The sequence below is a fragment of the Phenylobacterium sp. genome (genome assembly GCF_037138395.1).
Lineage (GTDB): Bacteria > Pseudomonadota > Alphaproteobacteria > Caulobacterales > Caulobacteraceae > Phenylobacterium.
Genome location: NZ_JBAXIM010000008.1, coordinates 12077 through 30088, shown reverse-complemented (window position 1 = coordinate 30088; position 18012 = coordinate 12077). Strand labels below are relative to the sequence as shown.

Annotated in this window: 19 protein-coding genes and 2 tRNA genes; 16 read left to right on the top strand and 5 right to left on the bottom strand. The window is 68.1% G+C overall.

Translation table 11 applies throughout. The annotated features are described in order from the left end of the window. Window positions 1-80: 80 nt before the first annotated feature. Together thpR and WCJ52_RS01260 are read left to right on the top strand one after the other, a co-directional pair. Entirely contained in the window at window positions 81-653 is a 573-nt protein-coding gene (gene thpR / locus WCJ52_RS01265; protein WP_336901473.1) for an RNA 2',3'-cyclic phosphodiesterase, read from the top strand. Further along, window positions 646-1446, top strand: coding sequence for an undecaprenyl-diphosphate phosphatase (locus WCJ52_RS01260; RefSeq protein ID WP_336901472.1), 801 nt, complete (start codon window positions 646-648; stop codon window positions 1444-1446). The genes thpR and WCJ52_RS01260 overlap by 8 nt, the downstream gene beginning before the upstream one ends. Window positions 1447-1449: 3 nt before the next feature. Here the strand turns inward: WCJ52_RS01260 and WCJ52_RS01255 are convergent, their stop codons facing one another. Then, entirely contained in the window at window positions 1450-2424 is a 975-nt protein-coding gene (locus WCJ52_RS01255) for a complex I NDUFA9 subunit family protein (protein ID WP_336901471.1), read from the bottom strand. Window positions 2425-2576: 152 nt separating this feature from the next. Here WCJ52_RS01255 and WCJ52_RS01250 point away from each other — a divergent pair. The 10 genes from WCJ52_RS01250 to WCJ52_RS01205 all read left to right on the top strand — a co-directional run bounded on the left by WCJ52_RS01250 (window position 2577) and on the right by WCJ52_RS01205 (window position 10615). Continuing rightward, a tRNA-Leu gene (locus tag WCJ52_RS01250) sits at window positions 2577-2663 on the top strand. 49 nt (window positions 2664-2712) lie between these two features. Beyond that, the gene (locus WCJ52_RS01245; protein ID WP_336901470.1) at window positions 2713-3330 is read left to right on the top strand and encodes a ribonuclease D; all 618 of its coding nucleotides are present in this window, start codon (window positions 2713-2715) and stop codon (window positions 3328-3330) included. A 21-nt stretch (window positions 3331-3351) separates the two neighbouring features. Then, window positions 3352-3978: an LPS export ABC transporter periplasmic protein LptC gene (gene lptC, locus WCJ52_RS01240; protein WP_336901469.1), complete on the top strand. Its 627-nt coding sequence runs from the start codon at window positions 3352-3354 to the stop codon at window positions 3976-3978. Between the two features lie 15 nt (window positions 3979-3993). Further along, window positions 3994-4545, top strand: coding sequence for an LptA/OstA family protein (locus WCJ52_RS01235; RefSeq protein WP_336901468.1), 552 nt, complete (start codon window positions 3994-3996; stop codon window positions 4543-4545). A gap of 9 nt (window positions 4546-4554) precedes the next feature. After that, window positions 4555-5289 (top strand): LPS export ABC transporter ATP-binding protein, encoded by a 735-nt coding sequence (gene lptB / locus WCJ52_RS01230; RefSeq protein WP_336901467.1) that lies wholly within the window; start codon window positions 4555-4557, stop codon window positions 5287-5289. A gap of 49 nt (window positions 5290-5338) precedes the next feature. Next, a complete protein-coding gene (locus tag WCJ52_RS01225; RefSeq protein WP_336901466.1) occupies window positions 5339-6847 on the top strand; it encodes a sulfatase in 1509 nt (502 codons plus the stop codon). 13 nt (window positions 6848-6860) lie between these two features. Continuing rightward, on the top strand, window positions 6861-7850 hold the full coding sequence (locus WCJ52_RS01220) for an alpha/beta hydrolase (RefSeq protein ID WP_336901465.1): 990 nt from the start codon (window positions 6861-6863) through the stop codon (window positions 7848-7850). 58 nt (window positions 7851-7908) lie between these two features. Beyond that, complete coding sequence (gene rpoN / locus WCJ52_RS01215) at window positions 7909-9402, top strand: RNA polymerase factor sigma-54 (protein WP_336901464.1); 1494 nt, start codon at window positions 7909-7911, stop codon at window positions 9400-9402. A gap of 43 nt (window positions 9403-9445) precedes the next feature. Beyond that, on the top strand, window positions 9446-10084 hold the full coding sequence (gene raiA / locus WCJ52_RS01210) for a ribosome-associated translation inhibitor RaiA (protein ID WP_336901463.1): 639 nt from the start codon (window positions 9446-9448) through the stop codon (window positions 10082-10084). Between the two features lie 57 nt (window positions 10085-10141). Further along, window positions 10142-10615: a PTS sugar transporter subunit IIA gene (locus WCJ52_RS01205; protein WP_336901462.1), complete on the top strand. Its 474-nt coding sequence runs from the start codon at window positions 10142-10144 to the stop codon at window positions 10613-10615. A 20-nt stretch (window positions 10616-10635) separates the two neighbouring features. Here the strand turns inward: WCJ52_RS01205 and WCJ52_RS01200 are convergent, their stop codons facing one another. Both WCJ52_RS01200 and WCJ52_RS01195 read right to left on the bottom strand, forming a co-directional pair. Beyond that, a complete protein-coding gene (locus WCJ52_RS01200) occupies window positions 10636-10914 on the bottom strand; it encodes a DUF1150 family protein (protein WP_336901461.1) in 279 nt (92 codons plus the stop codon). A 23-nt stretch (window positions 10915-10937) separates the two neighbouring features. Further along, window positions 10938-11354 carry an Hsp20 family protein gene (locus tag WCJ52_RS01195; RefSeq protein ID WP_336901460.1) on the bottom strand — a complete coding sequence of 139 codons (417 nt, stop codon included), beginning with the start codon at window positions 11352-11354 and terminating at the stop codon, window positions 10938-10940. Window positions 11355-11523: 169 nt separating this feature from the next. On the opposite strand from WCJ52_RS01195, the gene WCJ52_RS01190 reads away from it, so the two are divergent. Beyond that, window positions 11524-13146 carry a glycosyltransferase family 4 protein gene (locus tag WCJ52_RS01190; RefSeq protein ID WP_336901459.1) on the top strand — a complete coding sequence of 541 codons (1623 nt, stop codon included), beginning with the start codon at window positions 11524-11526 and terminating at the stop codon, window positions 13144-13146. Window positions 13147-13239: 93 nt separating this feature from the next. Here WCJ52_RS01190 and WCJ52_RS01185 read toward each other — a convergent pair. Next, window positions 13240-13315: transfer RNA gene (locus WCJ52_RS01185), tRNA-Ala, on the bottom strand. 123 nt (window positions 13316-13438) lie between these two features. Next, window positions 13439-13906, bottom strand: coding sequence for a TIGR02300 family protein (locus WCJ52_RS01180; protein ID WP_336901458.1), 468 nt, complete (start codon window positions 13904-13906; stop codon window positions 13439-13441). 127 nt (window positions 13907-14033) lie between these two features. Between WCJ52_RS01180 and aroA the strand changes: the two genes are divergently transcribed. From aroA to rpsA, 3 genes are all read left to right on the top strand, one after another. After that, window positions 14034-15371 (top strand): 3-phosphoshikimate 1-carboxyvinyltransferase, encoded by a 1338-nt coding sequence (aroA, locus tag WCJ52_RS01175; RefSeq protein WP_336901457.1) that lies wholly within the window; start codon window positions 14034-14036, stop codon window positions 15369-15371. Continuing rightward, on the top strand, window positions 15368-16012 hold the full coding sequence (gene cmk / locus WCJ52_RS01170; protein WP_336901456.1) for a (d)CMP kinase: 645 nt from the start codon (window positions 15368-15370) through the stop codon (window positions 16010-16012). The genes aroA and cmk overlap by 4 nt, the downstream gene beginning before the upstream one ends. 158 nt (window positions 16013-16170) lie before the next feature. Then, window positions 16171-17880: a 30S ribosomal protein S1 gene (rpsA, locus tag WCJ52_RS01165; protein ID WP_336901455.1), complete on the top strand. Its 1710-nt coding sequence runs from the start codon at window positions 16171-16173 to the stop codon at window positions 17878-17880. The last annotated feature ends 132 nt before the right edge of the window (window positions 17881-18012 follow it).

The window sequence follows — 18012 nt, the reverse complement described above, 5'->3', positions numbered from 1 at the left end:
ACGCCCGGATTGGGCGCAGACATGAATATCATGACCTTAACCGTCTTGTGCAAGCTGGCACCGACGGTAGGCTTGGGAAAATGATCCGCCTGTTCGCTGCCCTGGGCCTGCCCGACGAAGCCGCCGATGCCCTCGAGACCTTCCAGCAGGGCCTGGATGGGGCGGCCTGGCGGCCACGGGAGGCCCTGCACGTCACCCTCAAGTTCGCCGGCGACCTGCCCGAGGACCTGGCCGACGAGCTTGCCTCCCAGCTCGGGCGGATCGGCGGGGCGCCCCTGATCCTGGACCTCGCCGGCGCTGGCGCCTTCGGGGAGGGGCGGGACATCCACGCGGTTTGGGCCCGTGTGACGCCCACCGGGCCCCTCTTGCAGCTGGCGCAGGCCTGCGAGTTCGCTGCGCAGCGGGCGGGCCTGCGGGCGGAAGTGCGCGCCTACACCCCGCACGTCACCCTGGCCTACCTGAGCCAGCTTCCGCCGCAGGCCGTGGCCCATTGGCTGGCCTTCGCCGAGTCTCTCAGGGTCCCCGGCCTGAGGGTCGACCGGTTCGGCCTCTATTCAAGCTGGCGCGGCCCGGACGGATCACGCTATCGCCTCGAGCGCAGCTATCCGCTCGACCGCCGGGCGGACACCGCCTCAGGAGCCGCCCATGCCTGACTGGATTTCCGCCATCATCCTGGGCGTGGTCGAGGGGCTGACGGAATTCATCCCGGTCTCGTCCACCGGCCACCTGCTGCTGGCGAAGACCGCCCTGGGCCTGCCCCCGGGCTTCTGGGACACCTTCATCGTCCTGATCCAGCTGGGCGCTATACTGGGCGTCGTCGCCCTCTACTTCCGCCGCCTCTGGGCGGTCCTGGTCACCCTGCCGACCTCCCAGCGCTCGCGCCACTTCGCCCTCTCGGTCCTCGTGGCCTTACTGCCCGGCGTTCTGGCGGGCGCCCTGCTGCATGACGTCATCAAGGATGTGCTCTTCGGGAGCCCAAGGCTGATCTGCGTCTCCCTGATCGTCGGAGGAATGGTCCTCCTGGTCATCGACCGCCGGGCGCCCGCCCCCCGGGAGACCGACGCCATGGCGCTGAGCCTGAAGACCTCCCTGCTGGTCGGTCTCTTCCAGGCCCTGGCCATCATCCCCGGCGTCTCCCGCTCGGGAGGGACCATCGTCGGGGCCATGCTGCTGGGCGTGGAGAAGCGGGCCGCCGCTGAGTTCTCCTTCTTCCTGGCCATGCCGACCATGGCTGGCGCCTTCGTCCTGGACTTCTGGTCCAACCGCCAGTCCCTGCACGGCGACCGACTGGGTCTCCTGGCCCTCGGCTTCGGGGTGAGCCTTGTGGTCGGCTATGCCGTCGCAAGAGTGATGCTCGACTTCGTCAGCCGCCGGGGCTTCGCCCCCTTCGGCTGGTGGCGCATCCTGGTCGGGGCGGCGGGACTGGTCCTATTGTCCCGGACCTGACGGTCAGGCCGGCTGGCCCGTGCCTGCGGCGCTTTCCGCAGCGAACTGCCCGCCCTTGCGGAACCGGTAGAGATAGGTCGGCAGCACGGCCTCGACCGTTTCGGGGACGATGCCTAGGTCCGACAGGCCCGGGGCCTCTCCGGACAAGACGTTGTCGGACCGCAGCAGGCGCACCTGGTCGGCGGTCAGGGGCGGGGCGACCGGCGTCAGGGTAAAGGGCCAGCAGAGGGTCCCGACCAGGCCGGCCAGGGGGAAGGGCAGGGGCGCATAGAGCCGCCGCCGCCCGGTCTCCTTCTGGATCAGGTCGAGGATCTCGCGGAAGGTGAAGACGCCGGGGCCGCCCAGCTCGAAGGTCTGGCCGGCGTGGCGCGGGTCCAGGGTCACCTCCGCCGCAGCGCTGGCGACGTCGCCCACATAGACGGGCTGGAAACGGGTGCGCCCGCCACCGATCAGGGGCAGGGCGGGGCTGATCACCGCCATCTCGGCGAACTTGTTGAAGAAGTCGTCCCCCGGACCGAACACGATGGAGGGTCGCAGGATGACCGCCGTGGGCAGGATGGCGCGGACTTCGGCTTCGCCCTCCGCCTTGGTGCGGGCGTACCGGGCGGGCGAGTCGACGTCGGCGCCGAGGGCCGACATGTGGGTCAGTCGCGCGCCGGCCGCCGCTGCGGCCCGGGCGATGATCGCCGCCGCCTCCACGTGGACCGACCGGAAGGTCTGGCGCCCGGTCTCGTAGAGAAGCCCCACCAGGTTGATCACCGCATCGGCGCCCTCGACGGCGCGGGCCACGGAGTCGGCATTACGGATATTGGCCTGGACGACCTCCACCTGGCCGACGTCGCCCATCAGCCGCATGGCGTGGGCCAGATGCGGCTGGCGCACGGCCACCCGGACCCGGGCGCCCCGGCGGGCCAGGGCCCGGACGATCTGCGTCCCGATGAAACCGGAACCCCCGAACACGGTGACCAAGTCTGGCATGACTGCAAGGCTCCAAGGCGCAAGTTCAGGGCCTGGGGAATAGACGATGCCCGTCCGCCCTGCAATCGCCGCCCGCCCTGTCCCGCGCATGGTCGTTGACCGGACCCGGACTTGGCCCTAATGAAGCGCCCTCGCACGGTCCGACGGATCGGGCCCAGGTGGCGGAATTGGTAGACGCGCTGGCTTCAGGTGCCAGTGGCTTAACGGCCGTGAAGGTTCGAGTCCTTTCCTGGGCACCACCGTCCCCCCTGGGGACGCTTCACATTCAACCGGCGGAGACGGCGGACCGTGGCGAACTTTCTTCATCAAGGCGACCTTCCCGACGGGGTCTTCGACGGCGTTGCATCTGTCGCCATCGACTCCGAGACCATGGGTCTGAGGCTCGGCCGAGACCCGCTCTGCTTGGTCCAGCTGTCGGCGGGCGATGGCAATGCGCACCTGGTCCAGCTGTCCCGGGCTGACTATGCGGCGCCGAACCTGAAGGCCCTCCTGGCCGATCCTGCGGTTACCAAGATCTTTCATTTCGGGCGGTTTGACATCGCCATGTTCCACCTCCACCTGGGGGTCCTGACAACGCCGGTCTACTGCACCAAGATCGCCTCCAAGCTGGCTCGGACCTATACCGACAAGCATGGACTGAAGGACCTCTCCCGGGAACTGCTGGGCGTCGACATGTCCAAGGTCCAGCAGAGCTCGGACTGGGGCGCGACCACCCTGACCCCGGAACAGATCGCCTATGCGGCGTCTGATGTCCTGCACCTTCACCGCCTGCGTGAGCGGCTGGACGACATGCTCCGCCGGGAGGGTCGGGCCGAGCTTGCCGAGGCCTGCTTCCGGTTCCTCCCCCACCGCGCCCTTCTCGACGTTGAGGGGTGGGAGGACATGGATATCTTCGCCCATGCCTGAGCCCGTCGCCGGCGTCAGGACATGAGCGAAGCGGCCCTTCCTGTAGCTGGCCGCCGGACCCGCGAGGGTGTGGCCTGGCGACGGCGCTCCCGCCGCGTCCAGGGTCTCAGACGGCTCCTCCCGGCCCTGGTCGGGCTCATCTTCCTCGTCCTCGCCGGTTATCTCGTCCGCGCCGTGTTTGCCGCCCCCCGCGCCCGGCCGGTAGAGGCGGGGGCGTCGATCCAGCTCATCAATCCGCGCTTCGTCGGCCAGGACCGGAAGGGCCGGCCCTTTACCCTCACGGCCCGCACGGCCACCCGAGATCCCAGGGACTATGACCGGGTCCTGCTCGACCAGCCGGTGCTCGTGCTCCGCCGGGACCCTGCGGAACCGATCCGGGTCTCTTCGAAGACGGGGGACTACAACGAAACCAGGCATCTCCTGAAGCTGGCCGGCGATGTTCGGCTGAACGGCGGCGATGTCAGCTTCCTGACCGGGGCCTCGACCTTCGACACAGCGCTGGGTGAGCTCGTGGGCGACGGCACTATCCAGGGCGTGGGTTCCCTTGGCGAAATCAATGCGAAGTCCTATGGCGTATACGACAAGGGCGACCGTCTGGTGTTCGGCGGCGGGGTCTCCACCCGCCTGGAGCCGAGGTCCGGGCCCTAAGCGCGGGAACAAGCGATGACCAGCCTTCAGCACAGCGTCCGGACGGCGGCGGCAATCCTTGCCCTGTCCCTCGGACTGGCCGCGGCACCTGTCGCCCAGGCCCAGCTGGCCCGCAATTCCAAGGCCCCCGTCGACATCACTGCCGACCAGCTGGAACTGGTGAACAGCCAGTGTTCCGCCGTCTATAGCGGCGGGGCTGAGGCCCTGCAGGAGACCAGCCGCCTCCGGGCCAACGAACTTAAGATCCTCTACGCCCCAGCCCCCCCGGGCGGCGGCAAGAACGGCTGCAGTAGCGATCTCCTGCGAATGGAGGCGACGGGATCGGTGTTCTACGTGACCCCCGAGCAAAGGGTTCGCGGCGACAAGGCCGTCTACGACGCCAAGACCCAGATGCTCACCGTCACCGGCTCGGTCGCCGCCTCCCGCGGGCAGGACGTCATGAAGGGAGAGCGCCTGGTGGTGAACACGGTCAGCGGGGACGCGCGCATGGAGGGGGGCGGGGAGCGCTCCGGCCGCCGGGTCCGCACCGTCATCTATCCGGGCGCCTCGCCCGACGCGCCGAAGTAGGGTCGGGGCATGGAAGCTCCTGTCCAGGAAGGCCTGGTCGTCGATCGGATCGGCAAGACCTACCGCGGCCGCGCCGTGGTCAAGGGCGTGTCCCTGCGCCTCGGCCGGGGTGAGGTTAAGGGGCTGCTGGGTCCGAATGGAGCCGGCAAGACCACCTGCTTCTACATGATCACCGGACTGGTCGCCGCCGACGAGGGCGCGATCTGGCTGGACGGGGAGAACATCACCGCCCAGCCCATGTACCAGCGCGCGCGCATGGGCCTGGGGTATCTGCCTCAGGAGCCGTCCATCTTCCGGGGCATGACGGTCGAGGAAAACGTCATGGCGATCGTGGAACTGCGCGAGCCGGACCCGCGCAAGGCCCGGGAGACCGTCGCCGGGCTGCTCGGTGATCTCCGGATCGACCACCTGCGCAAGTCTCCCGCCATCTCCCTGTCCGGTGGCGAGCGACGGCGCGTCGAAATCGCCCGCGCCCTGGCTTCCGAGCCGGCCTACATGCTGCTGGATGAGCCCTTCGCCGGGATCGACCCCCTGGCCATCGCCGACATCCGCGAGGTGATCGGCTACCTGAAGGCCCGCGGGATCGGTATCATGATCACCGACCACAATGTCCGCGAGACGCTGGACATCATCGACCGGGCGGCCATCATCCATGCGGGGGAGCTCCTGATGGAGGGCACGCCCGCCGAGATCGTCGACAATCCCGAGGTCCGGCGTGTCTACCTCGGGGAACAGTTCACCTGACGCCGCCGGGGCCTTCGCCCCGTCGTTGGTCTTCGGGAGGGGGAAGGGCATGGTCGCCACGCCGAGGAATGCGGTCGTCATCCTGTTGGACAGCCTGAACCGGCATATGCTGGGAGCCTATGGCGGGACCGAGTTCGCCACCCCCAATCTCGACGGCTTCGCGCGCACCGCAGTCCGGTTCGACAACCACCATACGGGGTCCCTGCCCTGCATGCCGGCGCGCCACGACATCCTTTGCGGTGCCCTGGACTTCCTCTGGCGGGCCTGGGGGTCGGTGGAGCTCTGGGAGGACGCCATCACCTACGAGCTGCATAAGGCCGGCGTGGTCTCGCAGCTCATCTCGGATCACCCCCACCTGTTCGAGACCGGCGGCGAGAACTACCACTCCGACTTCACGGCCTGGGCCTACGAGCGCGGGCACGAGGGAGACGCCTGGAAGACCCGGCCGGATCCCAGCTGGGCGGGCGCGCCGATCTTTGGACGGGGTCACATGCCCTACCATGACAGCCGGGGCTGGTTCCGGGGGGAGCCCGACTTTCCAGGTCCGCGGACCATGTCCGCTGCTGCCCGCTGGATCGAGGAGAACGCGGGCTGGCACGACCGGTTCTTCCTGTTCATCGACGAATTCGACCCGCACGAGCCCTTCGACACGCCTGAGCCCTGGGCCTCGATGTACGACCCCGACTATTCGGGGCCGCCCATGATCTGGCCGCCCTACATGCAGGGGGCGATCGAGAAGGGGGTCTTGAGCGAGGCCAGCGCCCGCCGCCTGCGGGCCAGCTACGGCGCCAAGCTGTCGATGATCGACCACTGGCTGGGGCGGGTCTTCAAGGCGATCGAAGACAAGGGACTGGCCGACGACACCCTGGTCATGGTGTGTACCGACCACGGGCACTACCTGGGCGAGAAGGACATCTGGGGAAAGCCCGGCGTGCCGGTCTACAACACCCTCGGCCATATCCCCCTGATGATCCGCCACCCGGGGATTGCCCCAGGCGCCTGCGACGCCCTGACGACCAGCGTCGATCTGTTCGCCACCCTGGCCGACCTGTTCGGGGTCAAGGTCCGACAGCGTACCCATGGCCGGTCCCTCCTCCCCGTCCTGCGCGGCGAGGCGGACTCGGTTCGGGATCACCTGCTGACCGGGGTCTGGGGGCGCGAGGTCCACCTTGTCACCCGGGAGTGGAAATACGCCCGGGGTCCCGCCGGCCAGAACGCGCCCCTGTCGATGATGTCGAACCGTTGGTCCACCATGCCGACCCACATGATCGACCGGCATATCGCCCTGCCGCCCCCCGACCACCGGGCCTTCCTCGACCGTATGCCAGGCTCCGCCATACCGGTGATCCACCAGCCCTACGCCGCGGGCGACGCCCTGCCCTTCTGGGCCCGTACGCGGCCCTCGGGGAACTATCTATTCGACCGGGTCGCGGATCCGGACGAGATTGAGAACCTGGCGGGAAGCCCGCTGGAGACGCAGGCCGCCCGGCGCCTTTCCGAGGCCCTCAAGGCGATCGAGGCCCCGGAGTCGCAGTTCGTGCGGCTGGGCCTGGACTGAGATGGAGATTCGTATGCCCCTGAAATCCCTTGTCGCCCTGGCGGCCGCCCTGCTGGCCACCGCCCTGGCCGGATGCGCCCGGGACATCCCCTACGAGACCCTCAAGGCGAAGTACGCGAATTCCGCCTCTCGGTTCGTGACCCTGGAGAACGGCGTCAGCGTCCACTACCGGGACCAGGGCCGGCCGGACGGGCCGCCCCTGGTGCTGGTCCACGGCTTCGCCGCCAACCTCGACACCTGGGAGCCCTGGGTGGCCAGGCTGGGCGACACCTACCGGGTGGTGACCCTGGACCTGCCCGCGCACGGGCTGACGGTCACGCCCCCGGACTACAAGATGTCCACAGACGGACAGGTCGAGGTCATTGACGGCCTGACCCGCTCGCTGGGCCTGGGCTCGTTTGTCCTCGCCGGAAACTCCATGGGCGGCGGCGCATCCTGGAACTTCGCCCTCAAGCACCCGGACCGGCTTCGCGGCCTGATCCTGGTGGACGCCGTCGGGCCGTCTCCCGAGACGAGCCCAGGCGGGCCGCCCCGCGAGGGGCCGCCGGCCGTCTTCAAGCTGATGGGCACGCCCGCGGGAAGGGCGGTGATGAAGTCCGTCAACCTGCGTCCGATCATCCAGACCGGCCTGAAGCAGGCCTATGTAGATGAGAGCCTTGTGACCCCCGCCCTGGTTGACCGTTACGCCGAGCTCTCCCGGGCGCCCGGGCGGCGGGAGATGATCCTCTCCGGCCGGGGCGGCCCTCCGGGGCAGATTTCGCCAAAGATCTTCGTTGCGATCCGGACGCCAACCCTTGTCCTCCACGGGGACGCCGACACGGTCATCCCGGTTGGCGTGGGCAAGCTGCTGGCCGAGTCGATCCCGGGCGCCCGACTGATCACCTATCCCGGGGTTGGCCATGTCCCGATGGAGCAGATCCCTGATCGTTCCGCGGCGGATGTCCGGGCCTTCCTGGAGGCGCTCCCCGCCCCGGAAGGCGCCGGAAAAATCAGCGGGCGTTAACCAAACGGTTGCCTTCCCTCCTTAACCTGCAAGCAAGAAGCAGGCCAAGGAGGCGGAGTTGGCGCTCGGCGCGCGTTTAGAGGTTCGTCAGGGACAGGGGCTGGTCATAACGCCCCAGCTGCAGCAGGCCATCAAGCTTCTGCAGCTATCCGGCCTCGAGCTCGATGCCTTTGTCGAGGCCGAGCTTGAGCGCAACCCCCTCCTGGCGCGCGAGGACCGGGATCCCGATGTTGAGGCTGTGGCACCCGATCCGGGCGCGGAAGCGACCTTCGCCGCCGACCGGATTCCCGAATCGGGCGCCGAAGCCAGGCTCGACATCAGCCATGAGGCCGAGGCCTCCCCCGGGGAAAGGGCGACCGGCGACATGGCCGCTGGCGAGGACGCCGGCGGAGCCATTGACTGGAGCCGCACCAGCGGCGGCGGCTTCGAGTCCGACGGTGATCTCGCCCAGCGCCTGTCCGGGGTCGCCACCCTGCGCGACCACCTGTTCGCTCAGCTCTCGGTCAGCGGCCTGGACCGTGCCCGCCTTGCGGCGGCCGGGGTCCTGATCGATTCGGTGGATGAGGGCGGGTACCTGAGGTGCGATCTCGTCGAGACCGCCGAGCGCCTGGGTTGTGACGCGCCCTTCCTCGAATCGGTCCTGGTCGTCCTGCAGGGCTTCGAGCCTACGGGAATCTTCGCCCGGGATGTCGCCGAATGCCTCCGGCTCCAGCTGATCGAGCGGGACCGTCTTGACCCCGCCATGGCGGCGCTGGTGGACAACCTGGACCTTCTTGCCCGGCGCGACATGGCGGCTCTGCGGCGTGTCTGCGGCGTCGATGACGAGGACCTTCGTGAAATGATCGCCGAGGTCAGGGGATTGACGCCCAGGCCTGGCGCCGCGTTCGGCGGTGAGCCGACGGCGTCAGTCACACCGGACGTCATCATCCGGGAGGGGCCTGGCGGCCTGTGGAACGTGGAGCTGAACAGCGACACCCTGCCGCGGCTCCTTGTGGACCGCCGGTATTTCGCCCGGGTGTCCGCCGGCGCCCGGACCGACGCCGAGAAGGTCTTCGTCTCGGACTGCTTCTCCCAGGCGAACTGGCTCCTGAAGTGCCTGGACCAGAGGGCGCGGACCATACTGAAGGTCGCCTCCGAGATTGTTCGTCAGCAGGATGGTTTCCTCGCCTTCGGAGTCTCCCACCTTCGGCCCCTGAACCTGCGGACAGTGGCAGAGGCCATCGGCATGCATGAATCGACGGTGAGCCGGGTCACGTCGAACAAGTTCGTCTCCACCCCCAGGGGCGTCTTCGAGCTCAAGTTCTTCTTCACCGCCTCCATCGCATCGACGGGGGATGGAGAGGCGCACTCGGCGGAAAGCGTCCGGCACCGGATTCGCCAGCTGATCGACACGGAACGCCCCGGAGACAAAGTCCACTCTGACGACCGGATCGTCGAAATCCTCAAGGTTTCGGGCGTGGATATCGCCCGCCGGACTGTGGCCAAGTACCGAGAATCCATGAGAATTCCCTCGTCTACTGACCGCCGGCGCATGATGGCCACTGCGGGCTGATCCGGAGATTGACTCCTGGGCGGCGAGAGCGCCCCCTGAGCCCATGAGAGTCCAGGTCACCGGCAAGCATGTCGACGTCGGATCGGCCCTGCGCGAGCGGGTCGTCGATGAAATCAACGCCTCCATCGGCAAGATCTTCGACCGCGGCGGTTCCGCGGACGTGGTGGTCAGCCGCGAGGGCCACGCCTTTCGCGTGGACTGCTCGGTCCAGCTCGCCTCGGGCCATCCCCTTGCGAGCCACGCCCTTGCGACAGATGCCCATGCGGCGTTCAGCGCCGCTCTTCACAAGATCGAGACCCGGGTCCGACGCTACAAGCGAAGGCTGAAGAGCCACGCCCCCTCATCTGCAGCGCGCCAGGCGGAAATGGCATCCTATTTTGTCCTGAAATCGCCTGAAGAGGCCGATGACGAGGCTTGGGAGGACGGAATCGATCCGATTTCGGCCTCCGAGCCGCCCGCCGCCCTAGTGATCGCGGAGACTGAAAAGCCGTTACGTACCCTGACGGTTTCCCAGGCGGTTTTGGAACTGGACTTGACGGACCAGCAGACAATCGTGTTCAGGAACGCCGCGCATGGCGGTTTGTCCGTTGTGTACCGCCGGCTCGATGGAAACATCGGCTGGATAGATCCCGCGCGCACGTCGGTGACCCGAGAGGGTGCTGCGGGCGAAGTTCCAGTCTGAGCGTGCCGTCGGCCTCAGGTGCCTGGCGGGAACGCCTTCCCTCAGTGAGCGTGACCCTTGCCGGACCGCCTCTCCATCGCCGATCTGATCGGGCCCAGCAGCGTCGCCGTTGGCTTCGGTGCCCGGACGCCCCGCCAGGTGATGAACCTGATCGCCGACAAGGCCGCCCAGAACTTCGGCCTCAATCCGGTGGGGGTGCTGTCTGCCCTCCTGGAGCGGGAGCAGTCAGGATCGACCGGTCTTGGCCGCGGGGTCGCCGCCCCCCACGCCCGGGTCCCGGGACTCGAGCACAGCCGCTTGGTGGTGGTCAGGCTTGATCAACCCATCGCCTTCGGCGCCATTGACGGCCAGCCGGTGGATCTCTTTTTCGCCCTCCTGTCGCCTGAGGACTCCGGGGTCGAGCACTTGCGCGCCCTGGCCCGGATTTCCCGACTGGTGCGCCGGGAAGACCTGCGCGACCAGCTCAGGCGGGCAGCCGACGCCGATGCGATCCGATTCCTATTGGCCCAGGGCGAGGCGACCGCCGCCTGATTCCCAGGAGTCAGCAGGCCTCAGTGAACGGAGACCGGCGCCAGTTCGTGTGCGACCGCAGCCGCAACGGCGGAGTCCCTGTCGCCCAGGATGGCCAGTCTTTCGCCGTTCGCCCTGTGCACCGCATAGAGCACCTGGTCCGGATGAAGCTCGATGCCCTCGATCCGGCCTGACGCGGTGTTGGCGAGGATCTCGGCGGCCCGGACCGGACGGACATAGACCATGTCAGGCGCTCCCAGGGCTGCGAAGGCTTCCGGGGTCAGGCCGGGGAGGGCGCGAATCTTGGAGTAGGGGGTCATGGAATGGGCTCCTTCAGCTGCTGTCAGCCTGCCGATTGGATGGGGATGCGGCGAACCTGAGGCTCGGGCGCTGGACGACTGAGGTCCACATGCAGGAGGCCGTGCTCCAGCAGCGCGCGGTCCACCTCGACGCCGTCCGCCAGGACGAAACTCCGTATGAAGCTCCGGGCGGCGATCCCCCGGTGCAGGTAGGCGTCGCCCTTGGGGGCGTCCTCCCGGCGGCCGGCTAGGGTCAGCTGGCGGTCCTCCAGGGTGATCTGCAGGCTCTCGGGTGTGAACCCGGCCACGGCGAGGGTGATCCTGAGGGCGCCGCCGCCAAGATCCTCGACATTGTAAGGCGGATAGCCTTCGGAGGCGGCCTTCGCCGCCCTCTCGATCTGGTTTCGAGTATGTTCGAAGCCGAGGAGGAAGGGGCTGTCGAACAGAACGGTCCTGGTCATGGGAGTCCTCAGTCAAAGCGACTCTGCGGCGTCCCGTCCGGTTTCGGCCCGACCCGCCACCTTCCCCATGTGGCGCTTGGGTCCCCGGCTTTCAATATCCGCCGGTCCGACTTCGGTCGGACTTGCGCCGAAGCGCCTGCCGTCGCACCACTTCGGCATGACCGACCCCATGTCCTTCGCCCTCCACTATTTGGGGGACGGCTATTCCACTGACGCCAAGCTGATGGGCCGCCAGGCGGTCGGCAAGTCCCTGTTCCGCGCCATCGCCCGGCGCTGGTCGGACGGCGAGGTCTTCGGATTCGGCCGTGGGGTGTCTCGGGCGATGATGGACCAGTTGCAACAGGAGGGATTCGCGGGCCGTCTTGTCTGGCGCGAACAGGGCTCGACAGCCCCGCCCCCCGGATTTCCAGGCTCGGTCTACCATCCCGGTCCGATCCCACTGGCCATGGCGCATGACCGCAACCGGGAGGGGCCGGGTGCCTACAGTCTTTTCGGGGTGACCCACACCCTGTCCTCGCTGGGTGCCATGGACAGTATAGGTGACCTGGCGGGAGCGCCCTTTCAGCCCTGGGATGCCCTGATCTGCACCTCGACGGCCGCCGTCACCCTGGTGCGCAGCCTCATGGCTGAGCGCCGAGCCTGGCTGGCGGAGCACTATGGCGCCACCCGCTTCTCCGAGATCGAGCTTCCGGTCATCCCCCTCGGGGTCGATGTGGCGTCACTGGCGCGGCCGGCGTCGGAGATCGAAGCCGCCCGGCGGGACCTTGGCCTTGCACCAGGGGACGTCGCCTTCCTCTTCGCGGGACGGCTGTCCTTCCACGCCAAGGCCAACCCGGCCCCCCTCTACCAGGCCCTGGAACGGGCAGCGGCGGGGCGGCGGCTGGTCTGCATAGAGGCCGGGCAATTCCACAATGAAGCGATCGCGGAGTCCTACCGCGACGCCCAGTCGGCCCTGGCGCCCTCCGTACGCTTCCTCCACGCCAAGGGCGGGGACGCCGGGGACTACCGGCGGGCCTGGTGCGCGGCCGATGTCTTCGTTTCGATCTCCGACAACATCCAGGAGACCTTCGGCATCACCCCAGTGGAGGCCATGGCCTCGGGTCTGCCGGTTCTGGTCTCGGACTGGAATGGTTACCGCGACACGGTACGGGAGGGTCTCGACGGCTTCCGGATACCGATGATCGGGGCTCCTGAGGGCGGCGCCATTGACCTGGCCCTCAGACACGCCCTGCAGATGGACACCTATGACCGTTACATCGGCCAGTTCAGCATGGCCACGGCGGCGGATCTGGAGGTCCTGTCCCGGCGGATCGGCGAGCTTGCCGACAGCCCCGACCAGCGCGCCCGGATGGGCGCGTCGGGTCGGGCCCGGGCCCTTGCAGAATTCGACTGGCCAGTGATCCTGCACCGCTACCAGGCCCTGGCCGGAGAACTCGGCCGGCTTCGGTCCAGCGCGACCGGGGGCCAGATTCCCTGGCCCCTGAGGCCGGATCCCTCCCGGCTCTTCGGGCATTTCCCCACCCGCCGACTGGCACCGGATTGGATCGTCAGTGCCCCGTCCGGACGGGAAGCCGCCCTGGAGGACCTTCTCCGGCTGAGGATGACCACCTACGTGCTGGATCCCGTCCGACTACCACCCGAGATGATCCGGGATCTGCATCGTCTGGCCCAGGCCGGGCCCCGAACGGTTTCCGACCTGATGGCCGCCGCAGGCGGCGGCGGGCGTCCGCGCCTCAGGGCCCTGATGTGGTTGGCGAAACTGGGCCTGGCCGACCTGAAGCCCCCTGCCTGAGCCTGAAGCGTCCTGCCTGAGATTGGGCTAAGACCCCTATCCGGCCTGACCCCAAAATGGCGAAGGCCCGCCGGGGTGTCCGACGGGCCTTCATGGTGGAGCTAAGCGGAGTCGAACCGCTGACCTCTTGAATGCCATTCAAGCGCTCTACCAACTGAGCTATAGCCCCGAGGTCTCGGGTCCCATACGGGCGGGAGGGGCCCGTCCGGGAAGGCGCGGAACCTAGTCCGGCGGATCGCGGCGATCAAGCCCGCTAAGGGGAAAAATCGCCGTCACCGGTAGCAGCCCTGCGTCAGTCGTCCGCACCGCCCTCGCCGGGAAGACCGTCGAGTTCGGCGTCGTCGAATTCGTCTTCCTCGTCTTCAAGGAAGGGGACGCCGTCCTCCTCCTCTTCTTCGAGTTCGTCTTCTTCCTGGAAGGCGACCAGCTCGTCCTCGGGCGGCGCGATGATCTCCCCATCCTCGTCGTCGACCACAAGGACCGGGTCGTCCACGGCCTCGTCGAGTGCGGGCGTGACGACCTCGTCCTCCTCATCCTCCTCGACCTCGGGTCCAGCCACCACGACCTGGTCTTCGGCGTCGTCCTCGATGTCGCGCTCGGCCGGCGCTGCCCGGGCGCGGACACGGCGGGAACGCACCGCTTCGTCGGGGTCGAATTCGTGGCTGCACTTGGGGCAGTGCGCCGGACGGCGGGTCAGATCGTAGAATTTAGCCTGGCAGCTAGGGCAGATCTGCTTCGCGCCGAGTTCGGGAAGGGCCAAGGGGCGGGCCTCTTGTCAGGATGAGAATGGAAGCCGGCTCACTTGCCATGCGGCGGCGCCACTGTCAAAAGCAAAGCCCTTCAGGCGCACCTATCCCGCTTCACCCGCCCCGGAGCCAATCCACGCTATGTCCTCCCCTGGCCAGACCGCCGCCCTCAGCGCCCGGCGGAGCGGACCCCTGCGCGGACGGGTCCGTGCGCCGGGCGATAAGTCGATTTCCCACCGGGCGCTGATCTTTGGTGCCCTGGCGGAGGGCCTGACGGAGGTGGAGGGGCTCCTCGAGGGCGAGGACGTCCTGCGTTCTGCCGCCGCCATGCGTGCCTTTGGCGCCGAGGTGGAGGCCCTTGGGGGCGGCCGCTGGCGGATTCTGGGCCGGGGCGGATTCTCTGAGCCCGACGACGTGATTGACTGCGGCAATGCCGGAACCGGCGTTCGCCTGATCCTCGGCGCCGCCGCGGGCTTCGATCTTTCCGCGACCTTCACGGGTGACGCCTCGCTCCGGAGCCGGCCCATGAACCGGGTCATGAAACCCCTGGCAGAGATGGGTGCCCGCTTCCTGCACCGGTCGGGCGGCCGGCTGCCCCTGACCCTGAGGGGCGGGCACCTCAAGCGGATTGAATACGTCCTGCCCGAGCCCTCGGCCCAGGTGAAGTCCGCCGTCCTCCTTGCGGGTCTCCACGCCGTCGGCGGTGCGGTGGTCATCGAGCCGGAGCCGACCCGGGACCACACCGAACGCATGCTCCGGGGGTTCGGGGCCGAGGTGATTGTCGAGGATCTTCCGGAGGGGCGGCGGATCACCCTGCCCGGCGGTCAGGGCCTCACGGGAACCCGGATCCGGGTTCCGGGCGACCCGTCCTCGGCGGCCTTCCCTCTCGTGGCGGCGCTGATCACGCCCGGGTCCGAGGTGACGGTGGAGGGAGTCCTTCTCAATCCCCTCCGCAACGGACTGTTGGCGACCCTGCAGGAAATGGGCGCCGACCTGTCGGTGTCGGCGGTGCGTGATGAGGGCGGTGAGCCCGTCGGCGACATTACCGCCCGGTACTCTGCCCTCAGGGGGGTCGACGTCCCGGCGGATCGCGCGCCGTCCATGATTGACGAATATCCCATACTGGCGGTCGCTGCGGCCTTTGCCGAGGGCGTCACCCGCATGCGGGGCATTGGCGAGATGCGCGTGAAAGAAAGCGATCGCATCGCCCTGATGGCGGCGGGCCTGGCGGCCTGTGGCCTGGTGGTGGAGGAGGAGCCCGAGGGCCTGATCGTCACCGGAGCGGGCACCAACCGCCCCCCCGTCGGCGGGGCCGCAGTCACGACCCGGGGCGACCACCGCATCGCCATGTCGCACCTGGTGCTGGGCCTGGCCTCGGACGCCGCCGTCCGGGTGGACGAGCCCGGAATGATTGCCACCAGCTTCCCGGGTTTCGTCGACATGATGGGCGGCCTCGGCGCCGACATCGCCTCGGCATGAGCGCCAGCCTGGTAATCGCCGTCGATGGCCCGGCCGCCTCAGGCAAGGGGACGGTCGCTGCCTGGCTGGGCCAGGTCTATGGCCTGCCGGTCCTCGACACCGGCCTCCTTTACCGGGCCGTCGGCGTGGCCGCCTCCCGGGCCGGGGTTGATCCCGATGATCCCCAGGCGGCTGCGGCTATCGCCGGTCAGATCGATCTCCTGGCCCTGGACGATCCGGCCTTCCGCACCCGTGCGGCGGGTGAACTGGCCAGCCGGGTGGCGGTACACCCCGGCGTCCGGCAAGCCCTGAACGCCGCCCAGGTCGGTTTTGCGCGTCGGCCAGGCGGCGCTGTGCTCGACGGCCGGGATATCGGCACGGTGATCGCCCCCTGGGCCCCGGCTAAATTGTTCGTGACGGCCCGTCCGGAGGTCCGCGCCGAGCGTCGCTGTCGCCAGCTCGCCGCCCAGGGCGAGACGGTTACCTTCGAGGAAGTCCTGGCCGATATTCGCCGGCGTGATGCCCGGGATGGCGGCCGGGCCGACGCGCCTCTGGCCCGAGCGATCGACGCCGTCTTGCTGGATACCTCTGAAATGACTATAGACCTCGCCACCGATGCGGCCCGCCGCATTGTCGAGGCGGCGCGCGTCGGTCGGGAATGATCCGGACGGCAAATCCCATCGCGCCTTTCCCTCCCAAGCCGCGGGCATTTTCCGGCGCGAGCTTCGCGCCTTCGGTTTCAACTCCAACCCGACTCCGGGACTCCGTCCGCCTGAAGGGCGCACAGTTTCCGGGTCACATTGACTGATGAAAGTACAAAATGGCTGATGATGCTGGCCTGAACCCGTCCCGCGACGACTTCGCGGCCCTCCTGACCGAGTCCCTGGGTGGACGCGACTTCATGGAAGGCCAGGTGGTCAAGGGCATAGTCGTGGGCATCGAGAAGGACTTCGCGATCATCGATGTGGGCCTCAAGACCGAGGGACGCATCTCTATCAAGGAGTTCAGCGTCGGCGAGGAAGACAAGCCTCAGCTGGCCGTCGGCGACACGGTCGAGGTCTTCCTCGAGCGGGTCGAGAACGCCATGGGCGAGGCGGTTATCAGCCGCGAGAAGGCCCGCCGCGAGGAAGCCTGGACCCGGCTTGAGGGCGTCCACGCCCGCAACGAGCCTGTCATGGGCGCCATCGTTGGCCGCGTGAAGGGCGGCTTCACCGTTGACCTCGGCGGCGCCTCGGCCTTCTTGCCGGGCTCGCAGGTCGACATCCGCCCGGTGCGCGACGTCGGCCCGCTGATGGGCAAGGAACAGCCCTTCGCCATCCTGAAGATGGACCGGCCGCGCGGCAACATCGTCGTCTCCCGCCGGGCCATCCTCGAGGAAGCCCGCGCCGAACAGCGCACCGAACTCGTCGGCCAGCTGCAGGAAGGCGAGATCCGCGAAGGCGTGGTCAAGAATATCACCGACTATGGCGCCTTCGTGGACCTGGGCGGGATCGACGGCCTGCTGCACGTCACCGACATGAGCTGGAAGCGCGTCAACCACCCCAGCCAGGTACTGGCTGTGGGCGATACGGTCCGGGTCCAGATCGTCAAGATCAACCCCGACACCCAGCGCATCTCCCTGGGCATGAAGCAGCTCCAGTCCGACCCCTGGGACGGCGTCGAGGCCAAGTACCCGGTGGGTGCCCGCTTCACCGGCCGCATCACCAACATCACCGACTACGGCGCCTTCGTGGAGCTGGAGGCCGGTGTCGAGGGCCTGGTGCACGTCTCGGAAATGTCCTGGACCAAGAAGAACGTCCACCCCGGCAAGATCGTCTCGACTTCTCAGGAAGTCGACGTGGTCGTCCTGGACGTGGATCCCTCCAAGCGTCGCGTGTCGCTGGGCCTCAAGCAGGCCATGGACAATCCCTGGGATGCCTTCGTGGCCACCCATCCGGTGGGCTCCACCGTCGAGGGCGAAGTCAAGAACGCCACCGAGTTCGGCCTCTTCCTGGGCCTGGAGAACGACATCGACGGCATGGTCCACCTATCTGACATCGACTGGAGCGTGCCCGGTGAGGAGGCCATTACGCGCTACCACAAGGGCGAGATGGTCAAGGCGCGGGTCCTGGACGTCGACGTCGAGAAGGAGCGCATCTCCCTGGGCATCAAGCAGCTCTCGGGCGATCCGATGACCGGCGATGTCTTCCACAAGGGCCAGAACGTGACGGTCACCGTCACCGAGGTCACCTCGGGTGGCATCGAGGTCCGCTTCGGCGATGACGAAGCGCCTATGTCGGCCTTCATCCGCAAGTCGGACCTTTCGCGGGACCGCGCTGACCAGCGCCCCGAGCGCTTCGCCGTCGGTGACCGCGTCGACGCCCAGGTCACCCTCGTGGACAAGGCCGCCCGGCGCATCTCCCTGTCCATCAAGGCCCTGGAGATGGTCGAGGAGAAGGCCGCCATCGAGAAGTTCGGGTCCTCGGACTCGGGAGCCTCGCTGGGCGACATCCTTGGCGCGGCCCTTCGCGAGAAGGCCCAAAAGGACTAGGCGGCAGCCGGGCGTTTCGGCGTCAGGGTGTCCTGGATGCGGCGGACCGGAATACCGGTCCGCCGTTTTCTTTTTTGCGCGGGGTCTTTTGTCTGTAGGTCCCGTCCAAGGGCTTGACGCCAAAGGGAAATG